The organism is Croceimicrobium hydrocarbonivorans, assembly GCF_014524565.1.
Taxonomy (GTDB): domain Bacteria; phylum Bacteroidota; class Bacteroidia; order Flavobacteriales; family Schleiferiaceae; genus Croceimicrobium; species Croceimicrobium hydrocarbonivorans.
Genome location: NZ_CP060139.1, coordinates 2,616,666 through 2,636,658, shown reverse-complemented (window position 1 = coordinate 2,636,658; position 19,993 = coordinate 2,616,666). Strand labels below are relative to the sequence as shown.

Annotated in this window: 15 protein-coding genes and 2 tRNA genes; 8 read left to right on the top strand and 9 right to left on the bottom strand. The window is 41.8% G+C overall.

Annotated elements, in window-relative coordinates:
* Positions 1–158 precede the first annotated feature (158 nt).
* A complete protein-coding gene (locus H4K34_RS11990; RefSeq protein WP_210757631.1) occupies positions 159–941 on the bottom strand; it encodes a WG repeat-containing protein in 783 nt (260 codons plus the stop codon).
* A 58-nt stretch (positions 942–999) separates the two neighbouring features.
* Positions 1,000–5,439, bottom strand: a complete 4,440-nt coding sequence (locus H4K34_RS11985; protein ID WP_210757630.1) for a kelch repeat-containing protein — start codon at positions 5,437–5,439, stop codon at positions 1,000–1,002.
* A gap of 441 nt (positions 5,440–5,880) precedes the next feature.
* On the opposite strand from H4K34_RS11985, the gene H4K34_RS11980 reads away from it, so the two are divergent.
* The 4 genes from H4K34_RS11980 (at position 5,881) to H4K34_RS11965 (ending at position 9,171) form a co-directional block, all read left to right on the top strand.
* Entirely contained in the window at positions 5,881–6,645 is a 765-nt protein-coding gene (locus H4K34_RS11980; RefSeq protein ID WP_210757629.1) for a hypothetical protein, read from the top strand.
* Positions 6,638–7,888, top strand: a complete 1,251-nt coding sequence (locus H4K34_RS11975) for a 3-deoxy-D-manno-octulosonic acid transferase (protein WP_210757628.1) — start codon at positions 6,638–6,640, stop codon at positions 7,886–7,888. Before H4K34_RS11980 ends, H4K34_RS11975 begins: the two co-directional genes overlap by 8 nt.
* Positions 7,875–8,417, top strand: coding sequence for a 5-formyltetrahydrofolate cyclo-ligase (locus H4K34_RS11970; protein ID WP_210757627.1), 543 nt, complete (start codon positions 7,875–7,877; stop codon positions 8,415–8,417). The genes H4K34_RS11975 and H4K34_RS11970 overlap by 14 nt, the downstream gene beginning before the upstream one ends.
* A 97-nt stretch (positions 8,418–8,514) precedes the next feature.
* Positions 8,515–9,171, top strand: coding sequence for a response regulator (locus tag H4K34_RS11965; protein WP_210757626.1), 657 nt, complete (start codon positions 8,515–8,517; stop codon positions 9,169–9,171).
* Positions 9,172–9,306: 135 nt separating this feature from the next.
* Here the strand turns inward: H4K34_RS11965 and H4K34_RS11960 are convergent, their stop codons facing one another.
* The gene (locus H4K34_RS11960; RefSeq protein WP_210757625.1) at positions 9,307–9,699 is read right to left on the bottom strand and encodes a response regulator; all 393 of its coding nucleotides are present in this window, start codon (positions 9,697–9,699) and stop codon (positions 9,307–9,309) included.
* Between the two features lie 204 nt (positions 9,700–9,903).
* Here H4K34_RS11960 and H4K34_RS11955 point away from each other — a divergent pair, with 204 nt between their 5' ends.
* The 3 genes from H4K34_RS11955 (at position 9,904) to H4K34_RS11945 (ending at position 13,766) form a co-directional block, all read left to right on the top strand.
* On the top strand, positions 9,904–10,551 hold the full coding sequence (locus H4K34_RS11955) for a response regulator transcription factor (protein WP_210757624.1): 648 nt from the start codon (positions 9,904–9,906) through the stop codon (positions 10,549–10,551).
* Between the two features lie 125 nt (positions 10,552–10,676).
* On the top strand, positions 10,677–11,924 hold the full coding sequence (locus H4K34_RS11950; RefSeq protein WP_210757623.1) for a TlpA family protein disulfide reductase: 1,248 nt from the start codon (positions 10,677–10,679) through the stop codon (positions 11,922–11,924).
* Positions 11,925–12,110: 186 nt separating this feature from the next.
* The gene (locus H4K34_RS11945) at positions 12,111–13,766 is read left to right on the top strand and encodes a hypothetical protein (protein ID WP_210757622.1); all 1,656 of its coding nucleotides are present in this window, start codon (positions 12,111–12,113) and stop codon (positions 13,764–13,766) included.
* A gap of 71 nt (positions 13,767–13,837) precedes the next feature.
* Here H4K34_RS11945 and H4K34_RS11940 read toward each other — a convergent pair whose 3' ends face one another.
* The 5 genes from H4K34_RS11940 to mutS form a co-directional block, all read right to left on the bottom strand.
* Positions 13,838–14,347: a GNAT family N-acetyltransferase gene (locus H4K34_RS11940; protein WP_210757621.1), complete on the bottom strand. Its 510-nt coding sequence runs from the start codon at positions 14,345–14,347 to the stop codon at positions 13,838–13,840.
* Between the two features lie 4 nt (positions 14,348–14,351).
* Positions 14,352–14,753 (bottom strand): DUF5367 family protein, encoded by a 402-nt coding sequence (locus H4K34_RS11935; RefSeq protein WP_210757620.1) that lies wholly within the window; start codon positions 14,751–14,753, stop codon positions 14,352–14,354.
* Positions 14,754–14,939: 186 nt separating this feature from the next.
* Positions 14,940–15,025: transfer RNA gene (locus H4K34_RS11930), tRNA-Leu, on the bottom strand.
* Between the two features lie 94 nt (positions 15,026–15,119).
* Positions 15,120–15,192 (bottom strand) — tRNA-Gly (locus H4K34_RS11925).
* Between the two features lie 79 nt (positions 15,193–15,271).
* Positions 15,272–17,833, bottom strand: coding sequence for a DNA mismatch repair protein MutS (gene mutS, locus H4K34_RS11920; protein WP_210757619.1), 2,562 nt, complete (start codon positions 17,831–17,833; stop codon positions 15,272–15,274).
* 72 nt (positions 17,834–17,905) lie between these two features.
* On the opposite strand from mutS, the gene H4K34_RS11915 reads away from it, so the two are divergent.
* Complete coding sequence (locus H4K34_RS11915) at positions 17,906–18,433, top strand: TrmH family RNA methyltransferase (RefSeq protein WP_210757618.1); 528 nt, start codon at positions 17,906–17,908, stop codon at positions 18,431–18,433.
* A 47-nt stretch (positions 18,434–18,480) separates the two neighbouring features.
* Here H4K34_RS11915 and H4K34_RS11910 read toward each other — a convergent pair whose 3' ends face one another.
* The gene (locus H4K34_RS11910; protein WP_210757617.1) at positions 18,481–19,884 is read right to left on the bottom strand and encodes an OmpA family protein; all 1,404 of its coding nucleotides are present in this window, start codon (positions 19,882–19,884) and stop codon (positions 18,481–18,483) included.
* Between the last annotated feature and the right edge of the window lie 109 nt (positions 19,885–19,993).

Sequence of the window (19,993 nt, the reverse complement as noted above, 5' to 3'; positions counted from 1 at the left end):
AAGCATAAGAAGGCTATGCAAAGGTTTCGCTAATAAGCCGTATCAGATTTTCGTGCTCAGACTGTCAGATCGTAGGTCAAGAAAATTAATTGGAATATCAGCGCACTACTAACCACCATGGCTACTAAGCTTTTATTGTGCTTATTTGTCACTTCTCCTTAACCTTTTCTAATGAATTCAAGTCCCTTTTTAATTCTAAACTCCTCATATTGAGGCCTTACAACTTCAGCACCTTCTTGGTTAATAAATCCATACAGCCCATTTAACTCAACTAAGGCCCATCCATCGTGATATTCTCCAAAATTGAAAATTCTATCATACTGAGGCTTTACAACTTGGGCTCCATCTTTACCAATAAACCCATACAGCCCACCTACCTTAACTAAGGCCCATTTACCATGATATTCTCCAAACGGTGATATTTTATCATACTGAGGCTTTACAACTTGGGCTCCGTCTAGACCAATAAACCCATAAAGACCACCTACCTTAACCAAGGCCCATTTACCGTGATATTCTCCAAATTTGAAGATTTCATCATACTGAGGCTTTACAACTTGGGCTCCGTCTAGACCAATAAATCCATAAAGACCACCTACCTTAACCAAGGCCCATTTACCGTGATATTCTCCAAATTTGGAGATTTCATCATACTGAGGCTTTACCACTTCAACTCCATTTTTGTCAATAAACCCATACAGTCCACCTACCTCAACCAAGGCCCATTTACCGTGATATTCTCCAAATTTGGAGATTTTATCATACTGAGGCTTTACAACTTCAACTCCATTTTTGTCAATAAACCCATACAGCCCACCTACCTCAATTAAGGTCCATTTATCGTGGTATTCTCCAAATTTGGAAACTTTATCGTATTTATATTGTCCGTTTACCAACAATGAAATCGACATAAAAACAAATAACAATTGTATCCTTTTCATAGTAATCAATTTTAAATGTTAAAAATTAAATTTTTTCGATAATTAGCACAAATCCGATTTACCTATGCTTGAATACTTTCAAATTTTCGTTTAATTCCTGAGCACCATTACTAGCTTCGAGAGCAAGCACATAAATCCCAGAATTCTGATTTTGAAGAATTTGAAGATCTTGCTGAAGATTTTCCCATTTAAGCTTTTGCACCAACTTTCCACTTAAATCATAAATCTTAAGATTCATTTCAGTATTCGACCTTAAGTCAGACAGATAGTTTAAAAATACCTTTCCACCTTGATTATAAAATGAATAGTTAGAGATTTGTTTATCGACAACCGGTAATTCTCTTTGCCCTAACCTACCAGCAAACTTCAATCGGAATCGTCCGAGTTCGGTACTATCATGTACCAATGAATAAGAACTCTTAATTCTTAGATCCTGTCTAATGTCAAATTTCAAATCTTCCAGGTACACCTGGTCAAATGACATTAGTTCAGCTACATTGAAATCAAGATCAAGGGTATCACCTTGTTGGGCTACTAATTCCAAATCAACATAATAAGTGGAATCTGGATTAAAGGTTGCAATACTTAGGTTTCCTTCTGGACCGGGTATCGATACTCCGGGTTCTGCAAGACCTATCTCCCAAGCATCAAACTTCCGATCAAAGGCCTGACTTGCATCTTGGTGAAAGCCTACCCAAGCATCATCTTCTAAAGGAATGCTATCTCTTGTACTTAGCTTTACTCGAATTCCATCTGCTCCCGAATTGGCATTTTTAAAATATCGACCTCGATTCGCTCCTACTGCATTCCAAAGCGTCTCTTTATTAAAAGTCAAATTAGGATAGGTCAAAACATCATTCTGATCCAGTTGAATAAAAAAGGCTTGACCCGGAGCAAGATAGGGCGTCCCACCAGAGGTCGAAACGTCTGTAAAGGTGTTATAGGCAGAATAGCTTGAGCCGTTCCATAAGTATATGGACTTACCTGAGAGATTAGTTAGAAGATCACTAATCTTAATACTGTGGGTAAATGGATTGGCCAAGAAGTTCCATCCTTCCGTTGCTACCTGCGAGGTGCCTCCAACCCAGTTAATCGAACTACTTTGACCATCATTATAATGTATTGCTCTGCTGGGATTTTTAGTAGTGGGCAAGGCCCCTGTCAAAGTAATTACGCCGGATTGCCCGCTTTTGAGTAAGAAACGATCTGATGCATTGGTTCCTGCATATACGGCATAACCTCTACCTGGTTCAAATGGATCGGTGCTAGCCGGGCTTATCCAAGATGCATTGGACGCATCAACATACCATACTGTATTGTAGGAAGGATTAGTTCTTCCGGTGCGAATGGTGGTGTCTGCCGCTGAAATCAAATTAGCCATAGTTGCATCTTTAAACACATTCCCAAAGTGCACATATCGTCCATTTATTGCCGTATTCTCCAAATGGATATAATACTGCATACTTACATCGCCATTTACCGTCCCCAGGTTAACCAACTCGGCGAATTTGGCAGGACCTGCAGCTTTCAGCTTGAGGTAGTTGTTGGTGTTCAAAGTAGTTTGCGACTCTACAATTAAAATACTATCCAACTCTAATAAAGCGCCTTTAATGGTGGAAGTACCATTTCGATTAAAGTGTATTCTCCCGGGATTGACCAAGGCCCCATAGTTAAATAAATCCCCTGCGATGCTTATATCTTGGGCATTCATATTAAGGCTATGATTTGCATCTATAAGGAGCGATTTAGCTTGAAACGCAGCATTGGGACTGGTTGCTGATAAAACCTGTACGTTCTCCGACTTCGTTGTAGGAGCACCATTAGACCAAATCGCTCCATTCCAAATATTTCCAGGATTGAAGGCCCAGATATCATTCAGAGATTGATCGCCAGTTAAATTTGCAGTCCCCAATCCTGTTGCCAGATACGCAGTTTTGCCATCCCGCCAACTAATAGCATTGTATCGTGGTGCCGGTAAATTATCATAATCAAAATCCTTAGCCGACTCGTAAATTGGACTTTGATTATAACCAAAAGCATTTTGAGCACCTTTGAGCCAAGCCCAATTAGAACCATTCCATTCCCAGAGATTATTCGAATTGGTATAGGTAGAACCTCCCAAATGCTGTCTTCCTCCAAAAACGTAAAAAACACCATCGACCATCCAGGCTGTTGCACCTCTCAAATAACCCGGACTTACCGAGGAACTATTGAAGGTAGCAGCCCCATAACTTTGGGCAGGAGCACTGTTAACCGAAAACGTTTGTCCACTCATATAAGACCATTGATTTAGGCTAGCATCAAAATGCCATAACTGATTCGTATTTTCTAAAGCAGTGGTACCGAAATAGCCTTCACCACTAAAAACGAAAAATCCATTAGCATCTCCTGCCATACAGAAATTCGATCGACCGGAAGGAGTATAAGTGGATTGGTAATCGCCAGGAACACCAAAGACGCTATGCAAAGCCAAACTTGAATTGGTTCCATTTATCCAAACCCAATTGGTTCCGGTAAATTTCCACAAGGTATTTTGCGATACTAAGGCTCCGGAAGTATGCTGAGCAATACCACCAAACATATAGGCCTTACCAGCACTGTTGACCCAAACTCTCATCCCACTTAAACCCGGAGGATTATTTGTAGCAGCACCTGCGCCCTGACTGCCATAGACCCCTGTTTGGTTCACTAATTTAGAACCTTTGATCCAGGCCCATTTCCCATTAACGTAACAGAAAAGATCATTTAAGCGACCTAAACTTCCATTAGAATCATATCCATAACCGCCAAAGAGCCATAAGGTATCGCCCGCTGTATTAAACCACATTACAGACCCCATGCGAGACCCTGGTGTATTAGCAGTTGCCGACACACCTTGGGTACCATGAACCGGCAAGGTAGCGCTAGAAGCCCCCGCACCCGTTAACCAAACCCATTCTCCACCAGTATACTTCCATAAATTTGAAAAAAGCCCAGCTTCTTGATTATCACCGCCATACATATACAATTCTTTGCTAACTGAATTAAAGGCAGAAGCAGCTGAATAAAGGCCACCCGGTTTTGATATGGTCGAAGCAGTACCATTGCGATAGTTTCGGGCAGTATTACCCATTGTACTTACGAAGGCGAAATCTTCACCATCAAATTTGGATAATAATGAGGAGAACTCATTAGCCAAGCCTAAACCACCATAAAGGTAGATCTCATCATTCAGCTTTACCGACTTAATTTCACCCACCAAAGAACCCAAACAGGCCGTGCTGGAATATTCGGTACTGCTAATATTGTTGTAGGTTGATGCACAAGTTTTATAGGAAGACCAGGCAGAGCCATCCCACTTATAAATAGTTGAATTCGCCCAATAGCTAAATGGAAATAAGTTCACACTGATCATCCCACCAATCAGATAAATGTTTCCATTCGCTTCTGCCAAACTCGCGCCCGTTAGACCTCCGCTTAAACTGCCATTCGCATTGGACACACTACTGGGATCACCCGAAAGTACTGACCAGTTGATCCCATCAAACTTCCAGAAAGTTTGAGATCGAGCAACAACACCGGAACTCGTTACAGTCCAACCTCCATAGAAATAATGATTGCCATCACTTCCTAATACATGAGCAGCACCTGATTTTGATTCAGGATAGGTAAACACAGAGCCACTGGAAGTGGCTAGTGGATTTACCCCACTACTTCCCGAAATCCAAGACCATTGACCAGTTGAAATATTATAGCGCCATAAATCATTTTTATTCTGGGTAGGCCTGAGTGTTGGTCCCATCCAACCAATGTCAACCGCACTGGCCCCTCCGAATAGATACAAATAACCATCTTGATACCACATAGTGGCATTAGCTCTGGAACCGGGAGTAAAACTTGGCCCTTCCTGACCCAGGGTACCATAAACCCCACTTTGAGCTACCGAAACTGAATCCATCAATGAAACCCATTGACTTCCATTATACATCCACAAATCCTCCAGAGCGCCGGTTATTTTAGTACCGGAACTATTATAACCCAAGCCAAAGCCACCATACATAAACAATTGCCCGCTTGGGCTTTGAGCGGTCGCTGCCCCAGTACGGGCTCCAGGTAAATTTTTAGATGCAGCCACTCCCTTTTGACCATAAACCAATGAGGAAGTCCCGGATACATAGGGGGGACCATAACTGGTAGCAAATCCCGTGGATCCTGAAACCAAGGTCCATCCGGCAGCAGGAGTATAAGTCCACAATCGGTTATTGGCTCTTACCGTAAAATTATTGCTACTCGGATCTTTTGAAGAACCGCCAAACAAGTAAATGGTGCCATTATAAGACCACATGGCTTGTCCGGCCAAAGATTCTGGATGCGGGGTATTCACGACATTCTTCTGATAAAAAACCCCACTTTTATTGGCGGTAAAATCCCCACCAACATAAGCACTGGCCAATTGCTGAGCTTGAGCTTTAAATAGCCCCAATATAAATACGAGTAGAATAATCCTTTTAAAGTGCATAAATCAAGAATTTAGCTTGTGTTTCTTTGTAAACAATCAGATTCACCTCAGACTTAAACCCCTGAATAACAAGTCAGTCATGCGGCGAATCCCATTTCAATTTCTCAACACAAATGAATTACAGCCTAAATGCTTGATGAGTAAAACATTAGCAGATTAGTTGTAGAAAAGCAACTACAATTGTCGATCTATATCCACATTTAATTGAAATTCAAAACAGCAACCTAGAAGCCAAAGACATGAAGCACAATTACTTGAACCTTAAAAAGATGTATTCCAAAAAGAAATATTTCCTAAAGGAAGAAGAATCTTGCCTCCCAAACGTTAGTCAATAATCCGAAAAGAGAAACCTAAATTTTGATTCCAAGCCTATTCAAAGCAGGAATTCAATTCGATAGCGGAAAGATCATACTATGATGAAATAAAATACTTTTGCTCTTAATGAAAGCACTGCACTACTTACTGCTCACTTTATTTCTATTCAGCGCTCCTAAGCTATCGGGGCAAAACCAAAAATCTAAGCAAGCTGATCGCATGTGGCTCTTGGGAGCTCAGGCCAGTCTTAATTTTCCGGCAGGCGATTGGACTGATCGCTATTCTCAAAGCTTTAGTATTGGTGCTAATGTTGGACGTAAATTCCGCTCTAATCTCATTTTGAGTTTAGAGGGGGAATACCTTTTTGGAGGCGAAGTGCCAAACCGTCAAAATGCGCTCCGCAATGTTTTTACCGATAATGGAAATTTAATCAACACCACTGGAAATTATGCGGTGGTAAATATCAACCAGCGCGGCACCCATTTTCATTTAAGCTTGGAAAAGATTTTCCCTAAAACAGGCCCCAACCTTAACAGTGGCTTGGGTTTAGGCTTGGGCGCAGGTTATGGATTTTACTGGCTCAATATTGATAATGTCAATAATGACTCCCCCCAAATTTTAGATGAATACAAGAAAGGTTACGATCGCTTATCCAGCGGTTTTAGCCTGCGTCAAAACATCAGTTACCTCTACCTCTCACCAAATCACATGATTAACTTCAAACTATCCTTTGAAGTATCCGAAATCTGGACCCAAGATTTACGTAAATACTATTACCCTACCGGACTCCTGTCTTCTGAGCCCCAGCTTAATTTCATGTACAGTTTAAAACTGAAATGGTATATACCCATATATCTGGGTGGCTTAAAGGAGGAGTACTATCTTGACTAGCCTTCAAAGAATACTGTATCCCATTGTAATTAAGACTTATAAAGCCTTAATTCATTTAGCCGCCTTGCAATCTGATAAGGCTAAAAAATGGGTGGATGGCAGGCACTTATGGCGCGAAGAGCTACAGAAATTAGTAGATCCTGAAAAAAAGCGAATTCTGATTCATGCCGCCTCTTTGGGTGAGATGGAACAGGGAACCCCGGTATTGCGAAACTTACGTAAACAGTGGCCAGATCATCAAATTTTCGTGAGTTTCTTTTCCCCCAGTGGCTATGAGTATTTTAAAGAAACAGAGCTCTGTGACGCCATCATTTACTTGCCTTTGGACGAGAAAAAAAATAGCGCCGATTTTGCTGAGATCCTAAAGCCAGAGCTAGCACTATTTATCAAATATGAGATTTGGCCATTTTTACTTTCGGCATTAAAAAAGGTTAACACTAAACTAATTCTGGCTCCAGCCGTTTTCCGTGCTAATCAAATTTATTTCAAGGGTGATCAAAAGGCCTTTTTTCGAAAAGCCTTGCTGAAATTTGACCGAATTTTAGTTCAGGACTCCCCTAGCCTTGAAATCCTTAAAAAGGAAAAAATCAAGGGAATTGGCCTTTGTGGGGATAGTCGATTTGAGCGAGCCCTCGAAAACAAGGCAAAAGACTATGACACGACCTTTCTGAAGACCTTTATTAATGAAAAATTTTGCCTGATAGCCGGTAGTTCCTGGAAAAAAGAAGAAAACCTCCTGCTTAATTTATTGGAAGAGCATTCAGATTTCAAACTCATTTTGGCTCCGCACGATATTAGTGAAGGTAATATCCAGAGCATCCTTCAACGCTTTAGCAAATTTGGAATATCACCCTACAGCAAGAAGGAGCTCAATAGCCAAGACAGGGTCATTCTTATCGACTCCATCGGACAATTAAGATATATCTATCGAACTGCAGATCTGGCCTTAATAGGAGGAGGATTAGGCAAAGGGGTACACAATACTATTGAAGCCATTGTTTATCAAATACCCGTTCTATTTGGACCCAAGCGAAAAAAGTTTCCGGAAACCGAAGAAATGATTCAATTAGGTCTTGCGGCAGAAATTGAAAATTATCCGGATCTTAAAAAAGCATTTTTATCTTTCCAAGAGCAGACACCGGCATCCACTCGATTTGAAGATTATATCCAAACCAAATTGGGGGCCAGTCAAAAAATTAATGAAGCTATAAACGAGCTCCTAAGCAACCGTGAAAGTATCTAAGCAGCATATCCGATCCGAAATTTTAAATAAGCTACAGAGCTTGGATTCCCATCTTAAAGAAAAATGGGATCACGAACTGCAGAAAGTGCTTTTTAGCTTCATCGAGGATATTCAACCTCGGACTATTCACAGCTTCATCCCCATGGACCATGAAGTAAACCATTGGCCGGTTCTGGAGACCTTACATCAAAAAGGCATCACTATTATCATCCCCCAAATTGCCCCCAATCGGGTGCTAAAGCCAATCATTTATGAAGGGAAAGATCAATTAAAGCAAAGCAAATGGGGAACCTGGGAACCCTTGAAAGGAGAGTTATACGAGCAAAGCATCGATCTGATTATTTGTCCTGGCCTCGCTTTCGATCCTAAAGGGGGGAGATTAGGTTATGGAGGAGGATATTACGACCGGTTCCTAAAACTTCACCCTGAATCTCAAACACTTGCACTTTGCTACCCCTTCATGCTGCAAGCAGAAATCCCCACCGAAGCCCATGATATTCGCATTAAAACCATCCTGTGTAAGCCCTAAAATCTATTTACTCATCACTTTAATCACTCATTTTGAAGCGCTTTACTTTTTTGATTGGCGGTATAGTGATATTTTTAAAAGAATTTGAAATTAGGCTATGGCAGGCAATATCTTAATCGTTGACGATCATCCGGTAGTACAAATGGGAATGAGCTCTTTTATGGAGCGGAATAAATTATTCAGCCAAATTGATGTGGTGGGAACCGGGAAGGAAGCGGTTAAAAAAATCAAAGAGCATCAGTCAGATCCTGACTTTTACCAAATGGCGATCGTGGATATTAACCTACCGGATTACGAAGCTTTAGCCCTGGTAAAATTCATGCTTGATCGAGCACCGGAAATGGCCATCATGATGTTTTCTATGGAGCCACCCAAACTCTACATCAAGCGTTTGATCAAATTAGGGGTGAAAGGTTTTCTAAATAAAACCTCTACGGATGATGAAATGCTTTTTGCTATTCGCAGCATTATTTCCGGCAAATCCTATTTTTCCAGCGACATCTTAATGGAAGTGATGAACGATAAGGATGATGCGGATGAACTTAGCAACATATCCAACGATCTATCCGAAAGAGAATCGGAAATCTTGGGTTTGATGATTCGCGGTAAATCACCTAAAGAAATTTGTGAGCTATTGAATCTGCATAAAAGCTCTGTCGCAACCTACCGCACACGTATCTTCGACAAGATTGGTGTTAAGAGCAATTTTGAGCTCTATCAATGGGCCTTAAAAGAAGGGCTGATACATCCCTAAAAGAAGTGCCGGCATTTTTACCGGCACCATTGCTTCGGAAGGGAGGGATTCGGAGACATTGAGATCGAATCTAAAAGATCCCGAGAGCAATTCCTTTCCTGTTTAGTATTTGTTTTTTTGTTGGGTCAGCCTCAGCTAGCTTATTGGAGATGCTGTACTTGAATTATTGGCTTTGAGAAATGACAAAATTTCCGTCTTAATAAGCATTAGCCACTTGCGATTATTTTTACTGATATAGGACCAGTTCTTTAAACCTATATTCTCTTCCACCTCCATCAATCGTTCAAAGTCCGAGCTTACCACCACAACCTTAGTTTGTGGATACTTACGAACCTCTTTGAGAAAATCTAGACTGGTTCCCTGCTCCATATGAATATCTGAAATCAAAATGTCCGGTATTTGCTCTTTGAAGTACTTTTCCGCCTCGAATTGGTCCTTCACAATTAGCAATTCAGACTCGCTACTTTTTAAGGACGCAGTAATTATTGAGGCTATAAACTGGTTGTCTTCAAGAACTAATATTCGCACGACTTCATTTTTTTAATATCACAAACCTCATTAATCGGCGACTAGGATACTGTGGCTTTCGTTCGATTCTGCTGTAGAACTTAAACTAAAAGCACTGCTGCACCAAGTCCATTTTGCGACATGTAAAACATGTTCTACAATAAGAATCAGCTTTTTCTAAAATCTGAAAAGATGGAATTCTATTCCTTGCCGCAAATTCAATTCATGGGTAAACTTTTAATTGTCGATGATCACCCCGTAGTTCAAATGGGAGTTAAGTCATTTTGCGAGCGCAATAAGCTCTTCGACTCTTATCAAATTGCTGCAACAGGAAAAGAAGCGGTAAGCACCTGTCAGGAAATGGCCGATGCCCAAGATTTTCCGGATTTGATTTTGATGGACATCAATCTTCCAGATTTTGAAATCATCTCCCTGGTGCGCATTATCCGCAATTTGATTCCTAAAAGTCCCATTCTGATGTTCTCCATGGAACCCGCTAAGCTTTATATCAAACGTTTGGTAGATATTGGAATTAATGGCTTTATCGAAAAAACCTCCCCCGATGAAGAATTGCATTTTGCCATCATCAACCTCCTCAGTGGAAAGAATTATTTCTCCAGTGAAATATTAATGGAAAGTATTGCTTCCGGCTCCGACAACCGACAAACTATTAATTGCCTTTCCCAAAGAGAGTCAGAAGTACTTTCCCTTATGATTCAAGGCAAAACCTCTCGTGAAATAGCAGAAATCCTCAAGCTCCATAGTAGCTCCGTTGCCTCCTACCGCGCGCGAATTTTCCAAAAACTCGAATTAGAAACCAGTTTAGATCTTTATAAATGGGCCCTAAACGAAGGGCTTATCCTACCTAATTAGAATCAAAATTAGCTTCGCGCATTCTATGACAATTCAGCTAATAGCGCCTTTGTATCTTTAGGTCGGTCATTGGCCATTCGATTTACCCTAAGCCTGCTCCTTGAGCAAGATTTTCATGCCCTTTCATGAAGTTTAGCGCTCTATTCCTATTATTGACCTTTAGCTATCCAATCATTGCCCAGGAAATTCCATTGGAACTTGAGGCAAATTACATCAGTCAGTTTGGTTTGGAGAGTGACCTAGTCAGTTTTGTCCCCCTTTTTAAACTATCCAAAAATCAAATCAACAATCAGGAGCAAAGTGCTGATATTAAGCAACTCCCAAAGGGCATCAAGACCGAAAACACTGCCTATGGTTTTCTTTATTTCACCGGTCTAAAGCATTCTTCTTTTCCCAGAGAAATCTGTTTTCTGATTGAAGGCTATCAAGACTCAGTCGCCACTATTTACCTAGACCGAAATGGCAATTTAGATTTTAGTGATGATGGCAAGGCTATCTCCTATAAAAACAAGGAGACGTTTAGCCTGGCTAATGAAAATCATCAAAAGGCAATTCTTTACTATGAAATTGGCCGAAGTCAAATTTCCCCCAACAATGAATCCGCGCTCAAGTCTCGGTATCAATCCAAATATCCTAAAAGTGAAATCATAGGTCCAAGATTTTGGCTTACCGCCAAACGACTAAATCTACGACTGAGTCAGAATAGCTTGGAGGGGAAAGCCATCAGTATTTTACTTCTGGATAATTCGGCCGACGGTTGCTTTAGGATGGAAACGCATTCCCAAGGAGATCGCATTCTAATTTTAGAGGGAACATTTCAAGGTAATCAAGACTTTAGTTCCTTACTAAGACAAGCTCAGGTATTGGACCCCAATGCTGTTTTCAGTCTCTACAGCCAAGCATATTACTTAAAGAGTTTTAGTCCGGATGGCAGACAAATTTCCTTAGCCAAAACCAGCACTAAACCTGAGCCGGTTTTCATTGAAGGTGAAGATATATCTGACTTTTCAATTCAGCTTTTAGATGGCAGCAGTGCTAATGTGGGAAGTTTCCTAAAAGATGGGAAACCTCTAATTATTGATGTAGGTGGCACCTGGTGTGGGGGCTGCCTCAAGCAAGAACCAGAGATCAAAAAGATTTACGCCAGCACCAAAGTGGAAGTCATCGGAGTATTCGAGCACGACAATCAACAGAGTGTAGAGGTCTATCGCAAAAGCCATGATTTGCCCTGGACTTTAGCTTTAGCTGATGCTAAATTTCGGAAGCATTTCAATATCACTCTCTTTCCAAGCTATATTCTGGTTTCTCCAGAAGGAAAGATTATCAGCGTAGTCAATAATGCCAGGGACATATATTCTTCTTTAAGCCTTTAAGAATTTTGAAACAGGCGCTTTTCCTTCTGGATCAAATTCAACCAACAAACATTAATACCTGAAAATCAAAGCCCTAAGACTTTTCCGCACATTACTTAAATTTACAAACCCTTATTCCCGCTGCTGCAATGGAACCATTCTGGTATTGGTTGTATAAGGATTTTTAGCAACCCTATTTAAAACCCCATGATTCGCTTTATTAAACCGCTACTCCTATTAGCTTTCAGCTTAAGCCTTTTTTCTTGTACCAAACCGGATGATATCATCAATGATTTTGATGTGCATGTAAACCCCACTTTTTACCGCTATATTGCCATTACCGATTTGGTAGACGCCAATGATTCCACTACCGTTTTACCGGCGAACCTGCGTATTAAACTTAGTGGTCCCGATGCCAGCAAGATCTACGCTTTAGATGGAACTCAAAACATTCAAAACAGTGGTAAGCTTGTGCAATTAATGGTTCCCACTGAGCAGGAACCTGTTGCAGGTTCTCCCCTTCGATTTAGTATAAATGCTTCAGCCCCGGGCTATTTAGGCAGCAACCTCTCCTATGAGGTGAAAGAAGGCCAATACTATCAAAACAAGGAGTTAAGGTTATTGAACACTGCAAACCTTCCTTCCAATATTGCAGTGGGCACAGCTGGCTTCAGCACCAATCCCAGCACCGGAGAAACCAGCGACACCATTCAAGTTTCTGCCCAGAAAACCAATAGTAAAGTGGCCTTAACTATACCTCCAGGCACCAAGTTTTTAGATGAGCAAGGAAACGTTATCCTTGGCAAGAAGGCTAACCGTTTTGAAATTGAAATTATTGACGGCTCCGTTTTTATTGCTGTTTGGGATGGCGCTATAGACCTAGTCGTGCCAACAACAGGAGATGGAGGTGTTAGCTTGGGTGAAGGTGAAGATTTCTCATTTGCCGCAATTAATGAGAATGGCGGTTTAACCGAAATCCTGACCCCTCCGGGCCTCAATGCTACCGTTCGCTTGGATATAGATCCTAATCTCTACAATCCCGAAACGCTACAGCCCTTTGCGGTAGGTGATCGTGCTGGCGTAAAATACTTTGAACCCGAAGAACAGGTTTGGAAGTTTATGTCGAACCAGGATTTAGTGGTGAAGAAAGATGACAATGACGTTCTCTACATCGACATTTCAGTTGATCCCTTAAGCTATAGCACGGAAAGCAATGCTTACAGACTTTGGTATTCCCCTAAACTCACTCCTTCATACGAATATAGCATTAGCAGTAATTTAAAGAGCGCCAATGTACCGAGCGCTACCGGTAACTTAGAATTGGTTTTTGAAATTCTGAATACTAATATCCAATATGTGGTTGAGTTGGGAGGTTCTTTTAATTATGAGTCACCAAGCATTACTTCCTCCAATCCTCAACAAGATATTAAAGCCTTGCAACCCTTAGTATTAAAAGAGGTTAGAGCGAAATCCGGTAGCCTGAAAAACAGCAATTACAGCTTCAATGCCAGCGAAACCAGCAATGGCTGGAAAATTGAAATTGACTACAACAGCGCTATTGATCCGGTAACCTTAGCTTATCGCTTGCGCTGTGATGGCGCTTTCATCCAACCTCCAGTAGGGGTAGTGATGTACTACCGTGCTCATGATCCCAGCGATGAGGCTCCTTTTAGCGAACTCTATCGCTTTGTAAATAATACTGTAACCCAATACAGCTTTACCAGTCTGGAAGATGGCGCTTATTATGACTTCCGCGCACAGTATGGCCAAGACCAGATTGACACCATGAATGTGAAGGTGATTGATGGTCACACCTATGATATCAATCTACCACAATCCGTTTGTAATAAGATTGGATTCTAAAAAGGATTAAATATTATTTTTAAAGCAGGCTATTCAAGATTTGAGTAGCCTGCTTTTTTTTTGCTTAGTACTTAACTGGACTGATACTCATCAATGGTAAGCCTATAAACTTCCAGCGGCACCTCATTTACAAACTCCTTCCGGTAAAAGCTAAAGCCCAGCTTTTTCATAAGTCTTCTTGAAGCGAGGTTATCCCTTTCAAAAACCCCATGTATGCAGGGCAAGTCCCTTTCCTCGAATCCATACTTGATCATAGTGCTTAGCAATTCAGTGGCATAAGACTTTCCCCAAAAAGCAGATCTCAAATGACAACCAATATGCGTAATGGCCAAAGGTGCATAGGTATTGAGATTAACTGTACCTATAATTTGATCTGAGGCTTTCTCAACTGCCACCCAGAATCCCATTTCCTTTTGATTTTGCTGCTGCTTAGTCTGCAGGAAAATCAGATAAAACTCTGGCGATCGATCTTTAAGGGGAGCGATATATTTATTGGAATCGGGCTCTAAGTACATTTCTAAGAGCAGCTCAAAGTCGGAACTCTCCAAAGGCCTCAAATAAGCTCTTTTCGTACTAAGCATGGAACTAACTAAAAAGCTTTCGACTTCTGGCGTAGACCTTAAATCGCCAATACAATCCTACGGTTAAAATGTACTCTACCGCGATAAACCAAAATCCCGGATCGCTAAAAAAGCTAATATGATCACCTCCTTCAGGAATAATAAATAGGGGTACCGTGATAAGTGCATCCAATAGCATCGCGATGAAAAACATCCCAGTACCTAGCTTAAATCCATTAGTCTTGAGTCCACTCCGATAGTACAATTTAGCCCCCAAAATAGCACTGGGAATCAAGGCGAATGTGAGGACCAAATTGGCTTGTAAATTAGGATCTGCCATGAGATGGATAAAGAAGGATCCTGTATAAGCGCTTACACCTAATACCCATATTAAAACTGCCGAAAGCATTGCCCTTTTCAAATTCATGATTGTGTTTCTTTAATGATGCGGCAAAGATTGGCAGAAGCCTTAGCACCCATTGGTTTCAAAGGCACGATGATTGGTTCGAAAGGGAGCGTAAATGAGAAGACTTGATTTTGAAACTCAAAAGAGTTCACAGAAAGGTTTACCAACAAAAAAAGCGTCAACTTTCGTTAACGCTTTTTTCTGTTGTGCCCCAGGCGGGACTTGAACCCGCACGGCCGTTGCTGGCCACGGGATTTTAAGTCCCGCGTGTCTACCAATTCCACCACCAGGGCGGCTATGAAGAATTCAAATTTACATTCGAATTCCAGAACCATTTTCTGCGTTTCTAGGAAGCGCAAAAAAAAGCCCTCTTCAGGAGGGCCTCTGAGCGGGAGACGGGATTCGAACCCGCGACCCCAACCTTGGCAAGGTTGTGCTCTACCAACTGAGCTACTCTCGCAATTCTATTCTGTTAAAGAACTCCGCTGCTTTCGCTTTGGGTCGGCAAATATAATATCATTTCTTCAACCTGAGCAAGCCTAAGCACCAATTTTTTTCTTGATTTCATTAAGCTTCATCAAGGCCTCTACCGGTGTAAGGGTATTAATATCCAGATTCTCAATATCCTTGCGGATTTCATCCAAAATCGGATCATCCAATTGGAAGAAACTTAATTGCATTTCCTTAGCCTGATCATTCAAAGTTTCCGCCTCTCTGCCATTGGCTCTACTGGCCTCCAGCTCCGTTAAAATCTTTTGCGAGCGCGAAATCACCAATGCAGGCATCCCAGCCATTCGGGCTACATGGATACCAAAGCTGTGGGCACTACCTCCCTCACTCAGCTTGCGCATGAAGATGATCTTATCCCCCATTTCCTTTACACTCACATTAAAATTGCGAATGCGCTCGAAATTGCCTTCCATTTCATTCAATTCATGATAATGGGTTGCAAACAAGGTTTTCGCTCTGCTAGGATGCTCGTGTAAATACTCGGCAATGCTCCAGGCAATGCTTATCCCGTCATAAGTGCTGGTACCTCGACCAATCTCATCCAAGAGGATTAAACTTCGCTCAGAGAGGTTATTTAGAATGCTGGCGGTTTCATTCATCTCCACCATAAAGGTCGATTCCCCTTGTGAGATATTATCTGAAGCCCCAACTCTTACGAAGATCTTATCCAAATAACCCAGTTTGGCTGTACTGGCCGGAACAAAACTTCCGATCTGAGCCATCAGACTAATTAAAGCGGTTTGCCGCAATAAGGCCGACTTACCACTCATATTCGGACCGGTAATCATTAGGAGCTGCTGACTTTCACGATCCAATGTCACATCGTTGGCGACATATTCATCACCCGCCTTCAGGCTCTTTTCAATAACCGGATGCCGCCCGTCTTTAATCTCAATCTCATCACCCTCATTCATTTCAGGTCGATGGTAATCATTGCGTTGGGCCAGGTAAGCAAAGGCACTCAAACAATCCACTTCTGCTAATACTTGGGCATTGGATTGAATAAGCCCTAATTGAGCCAGTAAATCTTGTAGGAGTTGCTGATAAATCTCCTGCTCGAGAGAAACGATCTTTTCTTCGGCCTGCAGAATCTTTTGCTCATATTCCTTGAGTTCCTGTGTTATATAGCGCTCCGCACTTACCAGGGTTTGTTTGCGAATCCATTCTTCCGGAACCTTGTCCTTATGTGTATTACGCACTTCCAAATAGTACCCGAAGACATTATTAAAGGCAATCTTCAGATTGGCAATGCCAGTTTTTTCCGCTTCCCGCTGTTGTATCTCCAGCAATTTATCCTTGCCATTATACATCAACTCGCGGTATTCGTCTAGCTCTTCAGAAACGCCTTCCCGAACATACTCGCCCTTGGCCATATTGTTTTGAGGCTCATCCTTCAGGGTGCTTGCAATACGAGCAATTAAATCCTTGGCGGGATGGATTTTCCCTACTAAGGAATTGAAAGCTTCATCCTTCTCACAAAGGGCCTTAATATCATTGGCCAGCAACAAAGCACGCTTTAGTTGCACCAATTCCTTAGGCAATACCTTAGCAGTACTCACCTTAACCGCTAAACGCTCCAGATCATAAATCTCATTAAGCGCTTCACGCACGGAGGATATCAAATCAGGATTGCGATAAAAGGCTTCCACATGATCATGTCGCTTGCCTAATCTTTGCATATCTACCAGAGGCATAGCCAACCAGCGCTGCATTAATCTGGACCCCATGGGAGAGCAAGTCTCATTGATCACGCCTAAAAGGCTTTGTCCGCCGCGGCTATTGGATTCGAATAATTCCAGATTGCGAACGGTAAAACGATCCATCCAAACATATTCTCCATTATCCAGACGATTGATCGACTGAATATGGTCTAGGCGATTATGATGGGTTTCCTTTAGGTAATGGAATATGGCTCCCGAAGCAATTATGGCCTCTTCCATAGCCTCAATTCCAAAACCCTTTAAGGACTTTACTTTAAAATGGTCGAGTAAACTTTGCTCTGCAAATTCGAATTGGAAAATCCACTCATCCAAAGGGAACGAATAGGCCTGACTGGCGTATACATCTTCAAATACCCTGCGCTTACTCTTAGAATACAGAACCTCGGTGGGTCTTAAACTTTGCAGCAGTTTATCTACCTGCTCATGATTCCCTTGGGCCACCATAAACTCACCGGTAGAGAGATCGCAAAATGCCACCCCTTGAAGGCTAGCTCCCATATGCACCGCCGCCAGGAAGTTGTTTTCGCCGCTATTTAAAACCTGATCATGAGTGGTTAGACCTGGCGTTACCAGTTCAGTAATCCCACGCTTAACAATGGTCTTAGTTTGTTTGGGATCTTCTAATTGATCACAAATAGCTACCCGTCGTCCGGTTCTTACCAATTTAGGTAAATAAGTATCCAGAGAATGATGCGGAAAGCCCGCTAATTCAATTTCGGACGCTGAGCCATTGGCTCTTTTGGTTAATACTATTCCAAGGATACGACTAGCTGCAATAGCATCTTCCCCGAAGGTCTCATAGAAGTCCCCCACACGAAACAAGAGAATAGCATCGGGATGCTTCTGCTTGATCTCGTTGTACTGTTGCATTAAGGGGGTCTGAGTTTTCTTTTTAGCGGCCAATTTGAAGTAATTTGCGAGCGAGCTAAAATACAAAGGACAATGAGAAAGCTTCGAATGAGTGAGCTTAATAGACTAAGCGTTTCTGAATTTAAAGAGGAAGACAAATTCCCCTTTCGAATTGCTTTAGATGAAGTGCGAAGTTTACTTAATGTAGGATCCGTTTTCCGCACTGCTGATGCCTTCCGCTGTGAGAAAATCTATTTAGGCGGATTAAGCCCAACACCATCAAAGGAAATGCGAAAAACCGCTTTGGGAGCCACCGAATCGGTTAATTGGGAAAGCTTATCTGATGGCTTAGGCTCGCTTGAAACCCTGAAGAATGAAGGCTATCAAATTTGGGCCGTAGAACAATGTGAAGGCTCTGTTGATCTCCGCCATTGGGAACCGGACTTAAAGCAAAAGCAAATCTTTGTTTTTGGAAATGAAGTTAGCGGAGTAAGCGATGAAGTGCTCGCCTTCTGTGATGGCGCCATCGAAATCCCCCAATTTGGCACCAAGCATTCACTAAATATAGCAGTCAGCGCCGGAGTCGTACTCTGGGACTATGTACGACGCATCAAGGCATAAAAAAAGGCCTCCTTCTCAGGAGGCCTTTTTTATTGTTTTATATCGGCTTATTTAACCGCAACGTCTACACGACGATTGATGTTATTGTGACCTTTTGCTAAAGGATCACCTTCGCCTTTAGAGCTGGTTTCGATACGAGAAGCATCGATTCCGAACACTTGAACCAATTCTTGTTTTACTTCATCAGCACGACGCTGACCTAAAGTCTTGTTGTAATCTTCTGGACCGGAAGCATCAGTGTAACCGGTAAGAACGATTTTAACATTAGGATTAGACTTCAAGGTGCTAGCAATAGCAGCTAAACGCATGTAGTTAGCATCAGTTACAGTAGCACTGTTGAAGTTGAAGAATACTGAAGGTAAGTAAGCACCTACACCACCACCAGAAGAAGCACTGGCTACAGAAATACCTTTGAAGTTAACTAAGGCACCTTTAGGAGTATTAGGCTCTTGATCCATGTGATCACCTACACCGTCACCATCAGAGTCAACCATACGACCTTCGCCGTCAACTTTAGCTCCTTTAGGAGTAAATGGATCAGCATCTAAGTAATCAGGAATACCGTCACCATCAACATCAAGAGGAGCACCGTTAGGACCAACGTTTACGTCAGCTGGAGTGCTATTATCTTGATCGAAAAGGTTACTTACTCCGTCACCATCGTCATCATTAACTAATTTCTCATAGTTCTGCTTGATCTCGGTCATATCAGCAAATACGCCCTCGAAAGGACTGTAGTATACGATAGACTCTTTATCGTCAGAACCGAAGTTATAGGCAGCACCTACACCGAAGTAACCGAAGAAATCAGCAGTAGGAGGAACACTAAGACCATCTGCACCATCGATACCGGCAAAAGTGTGCTTATAAAGAATATCTAAATCCCAAGTTTGATTCAATTGACGCTTATAAGTCAATTGCAATGGAATAGTAGTAGTAAAGGCACGGTCAGGACCACCTGCACTCGAAACCAATAGACCTGCTTCATTATAACCGTCAGCTTCCAAAGAAGTAGCACCTAAACCAATGCTAAATAATAAAGCGTGCTTACGATCATAATCCTTTCCATAAAGGAACATGTTGCTTAAGTTGAAGTTCAAGCTTAAGTCAGCATCAATATAATTTCCTTCGAAATAGTAGTTCACATCTGTACCAGAAGTACTATGATACCCTGCAGATCCAGTTAAACCAATTGTTGGGCTAAACCAATAGTTCAGGTTACCGCGTAAACCAATTTCGAAACCACCTACACCAGAAGGCATAGCGTCAGTTTTTTCACCAAAGAAATAACTAGCAGCATCACCTAAAGAGGCTGTAGCTCCTACGTTCAGTCCAAGAGACCAATGTTTGAAATTGCTGCGGTGAGCTTCGGAAAGCCGAACCTCATTATCCTGGGCATTCATTCCACCAGCCATTAAGACACATCCGAAAAGTAATCCTAATCTTTTCATACAATTATAAAAGGTTAAGTAGTTGCTCTTATACAAATACTAGGCAAAAGTACTAAAAAGGGGGTAACAGCAAATAAAAATGAATGCTCGAAGAAAAATTAATAGCCCC

Bases quoted from the DNA above. Each gene is read 5' to 3' on its own strand.
- H4K34_RS11945 (WP_210757622.1), top strand. From the start codon at position 12,111: ATGATTCGCTTTATTAAACCGCTACTCCTATTAGCTTTCAGCTTAAGC.
- H4K34_RS11990 (WP_210757631.1), bottom strand. From the start codon at position 941: ATGAAAAGGATACAATTGTTATTTGTTTTTATGTCGATTTCATTGTTG.
- mutS (WP_210757619.1), bottom strand. From the start codon at position 17,833: ATGCAACAGTACAACGAGATCAAGCAGAAGCATCCCGATGCTATTCTC.
- H4K34_RS11955 (WP_210757624.1), top strand. From the start codon at position 9,904: ATGGGTAAACTTTTAATTGTCGATGATCACCCCGTAGTTCAAATGGGA.
- H4K34_RS11935 (WP_210757620.1), bottom strand. From the start codon at position 14,753: ATGAATTTGAAAAGGGCAATGCTTTCGGCAGTTTTAATATGGGTATTA.
- H4K34_RS11915 (WP_210757618.1), top strand. From the start codon at position 17,906: ATGAGAAAGCTTCGAATGAGTGAGCTTAATAGACTAAGCGTTTCTGAA.
- H4K34_RS11910 (WP_210757617.1), bottom strand. From the start codon at position 19,884: ATGAAAAGATTAGGATTACTTTTCGGATGTGTCTTAATGGCTGGTGGA.
- H4K34_RS11965 (WP_210757626.1), top strand. From the start codon at position 8,515: ATGGCAGGCAATATCTTAATCGTTGACGATCATCCGGTAGTACAAATG.
- H4K34_RS11980 (WP_210757629.1), top strand. From the start codon at position 5,881: ATGAAAGCACTGCACTACTTACTGCTCACTTTATTTCTATTCAGCGCT.
- H4K34_RS11940 (WP_210757621.1), bottom strand. From the start codon at position 14,347: ATGCTTAGTACGAAAAGAGCTTATTTGAGGCCTTTGGAGAGTTCCGAC.
- H4K34_RS11985 (WP_210757630.1), bottom strand. From the start codon at position 5,439: ATGCACTTTAAAAGGATTATTCTACTCGTATTTATATTGGGGCTATTT.
- H4K34_RS11950 (WP_210757623.1), top strand. From the start codon at position 10,677: ATGAAGTTTAGCGCTCTATTCCTATTATTGACCTTTAGCTATCCAATC.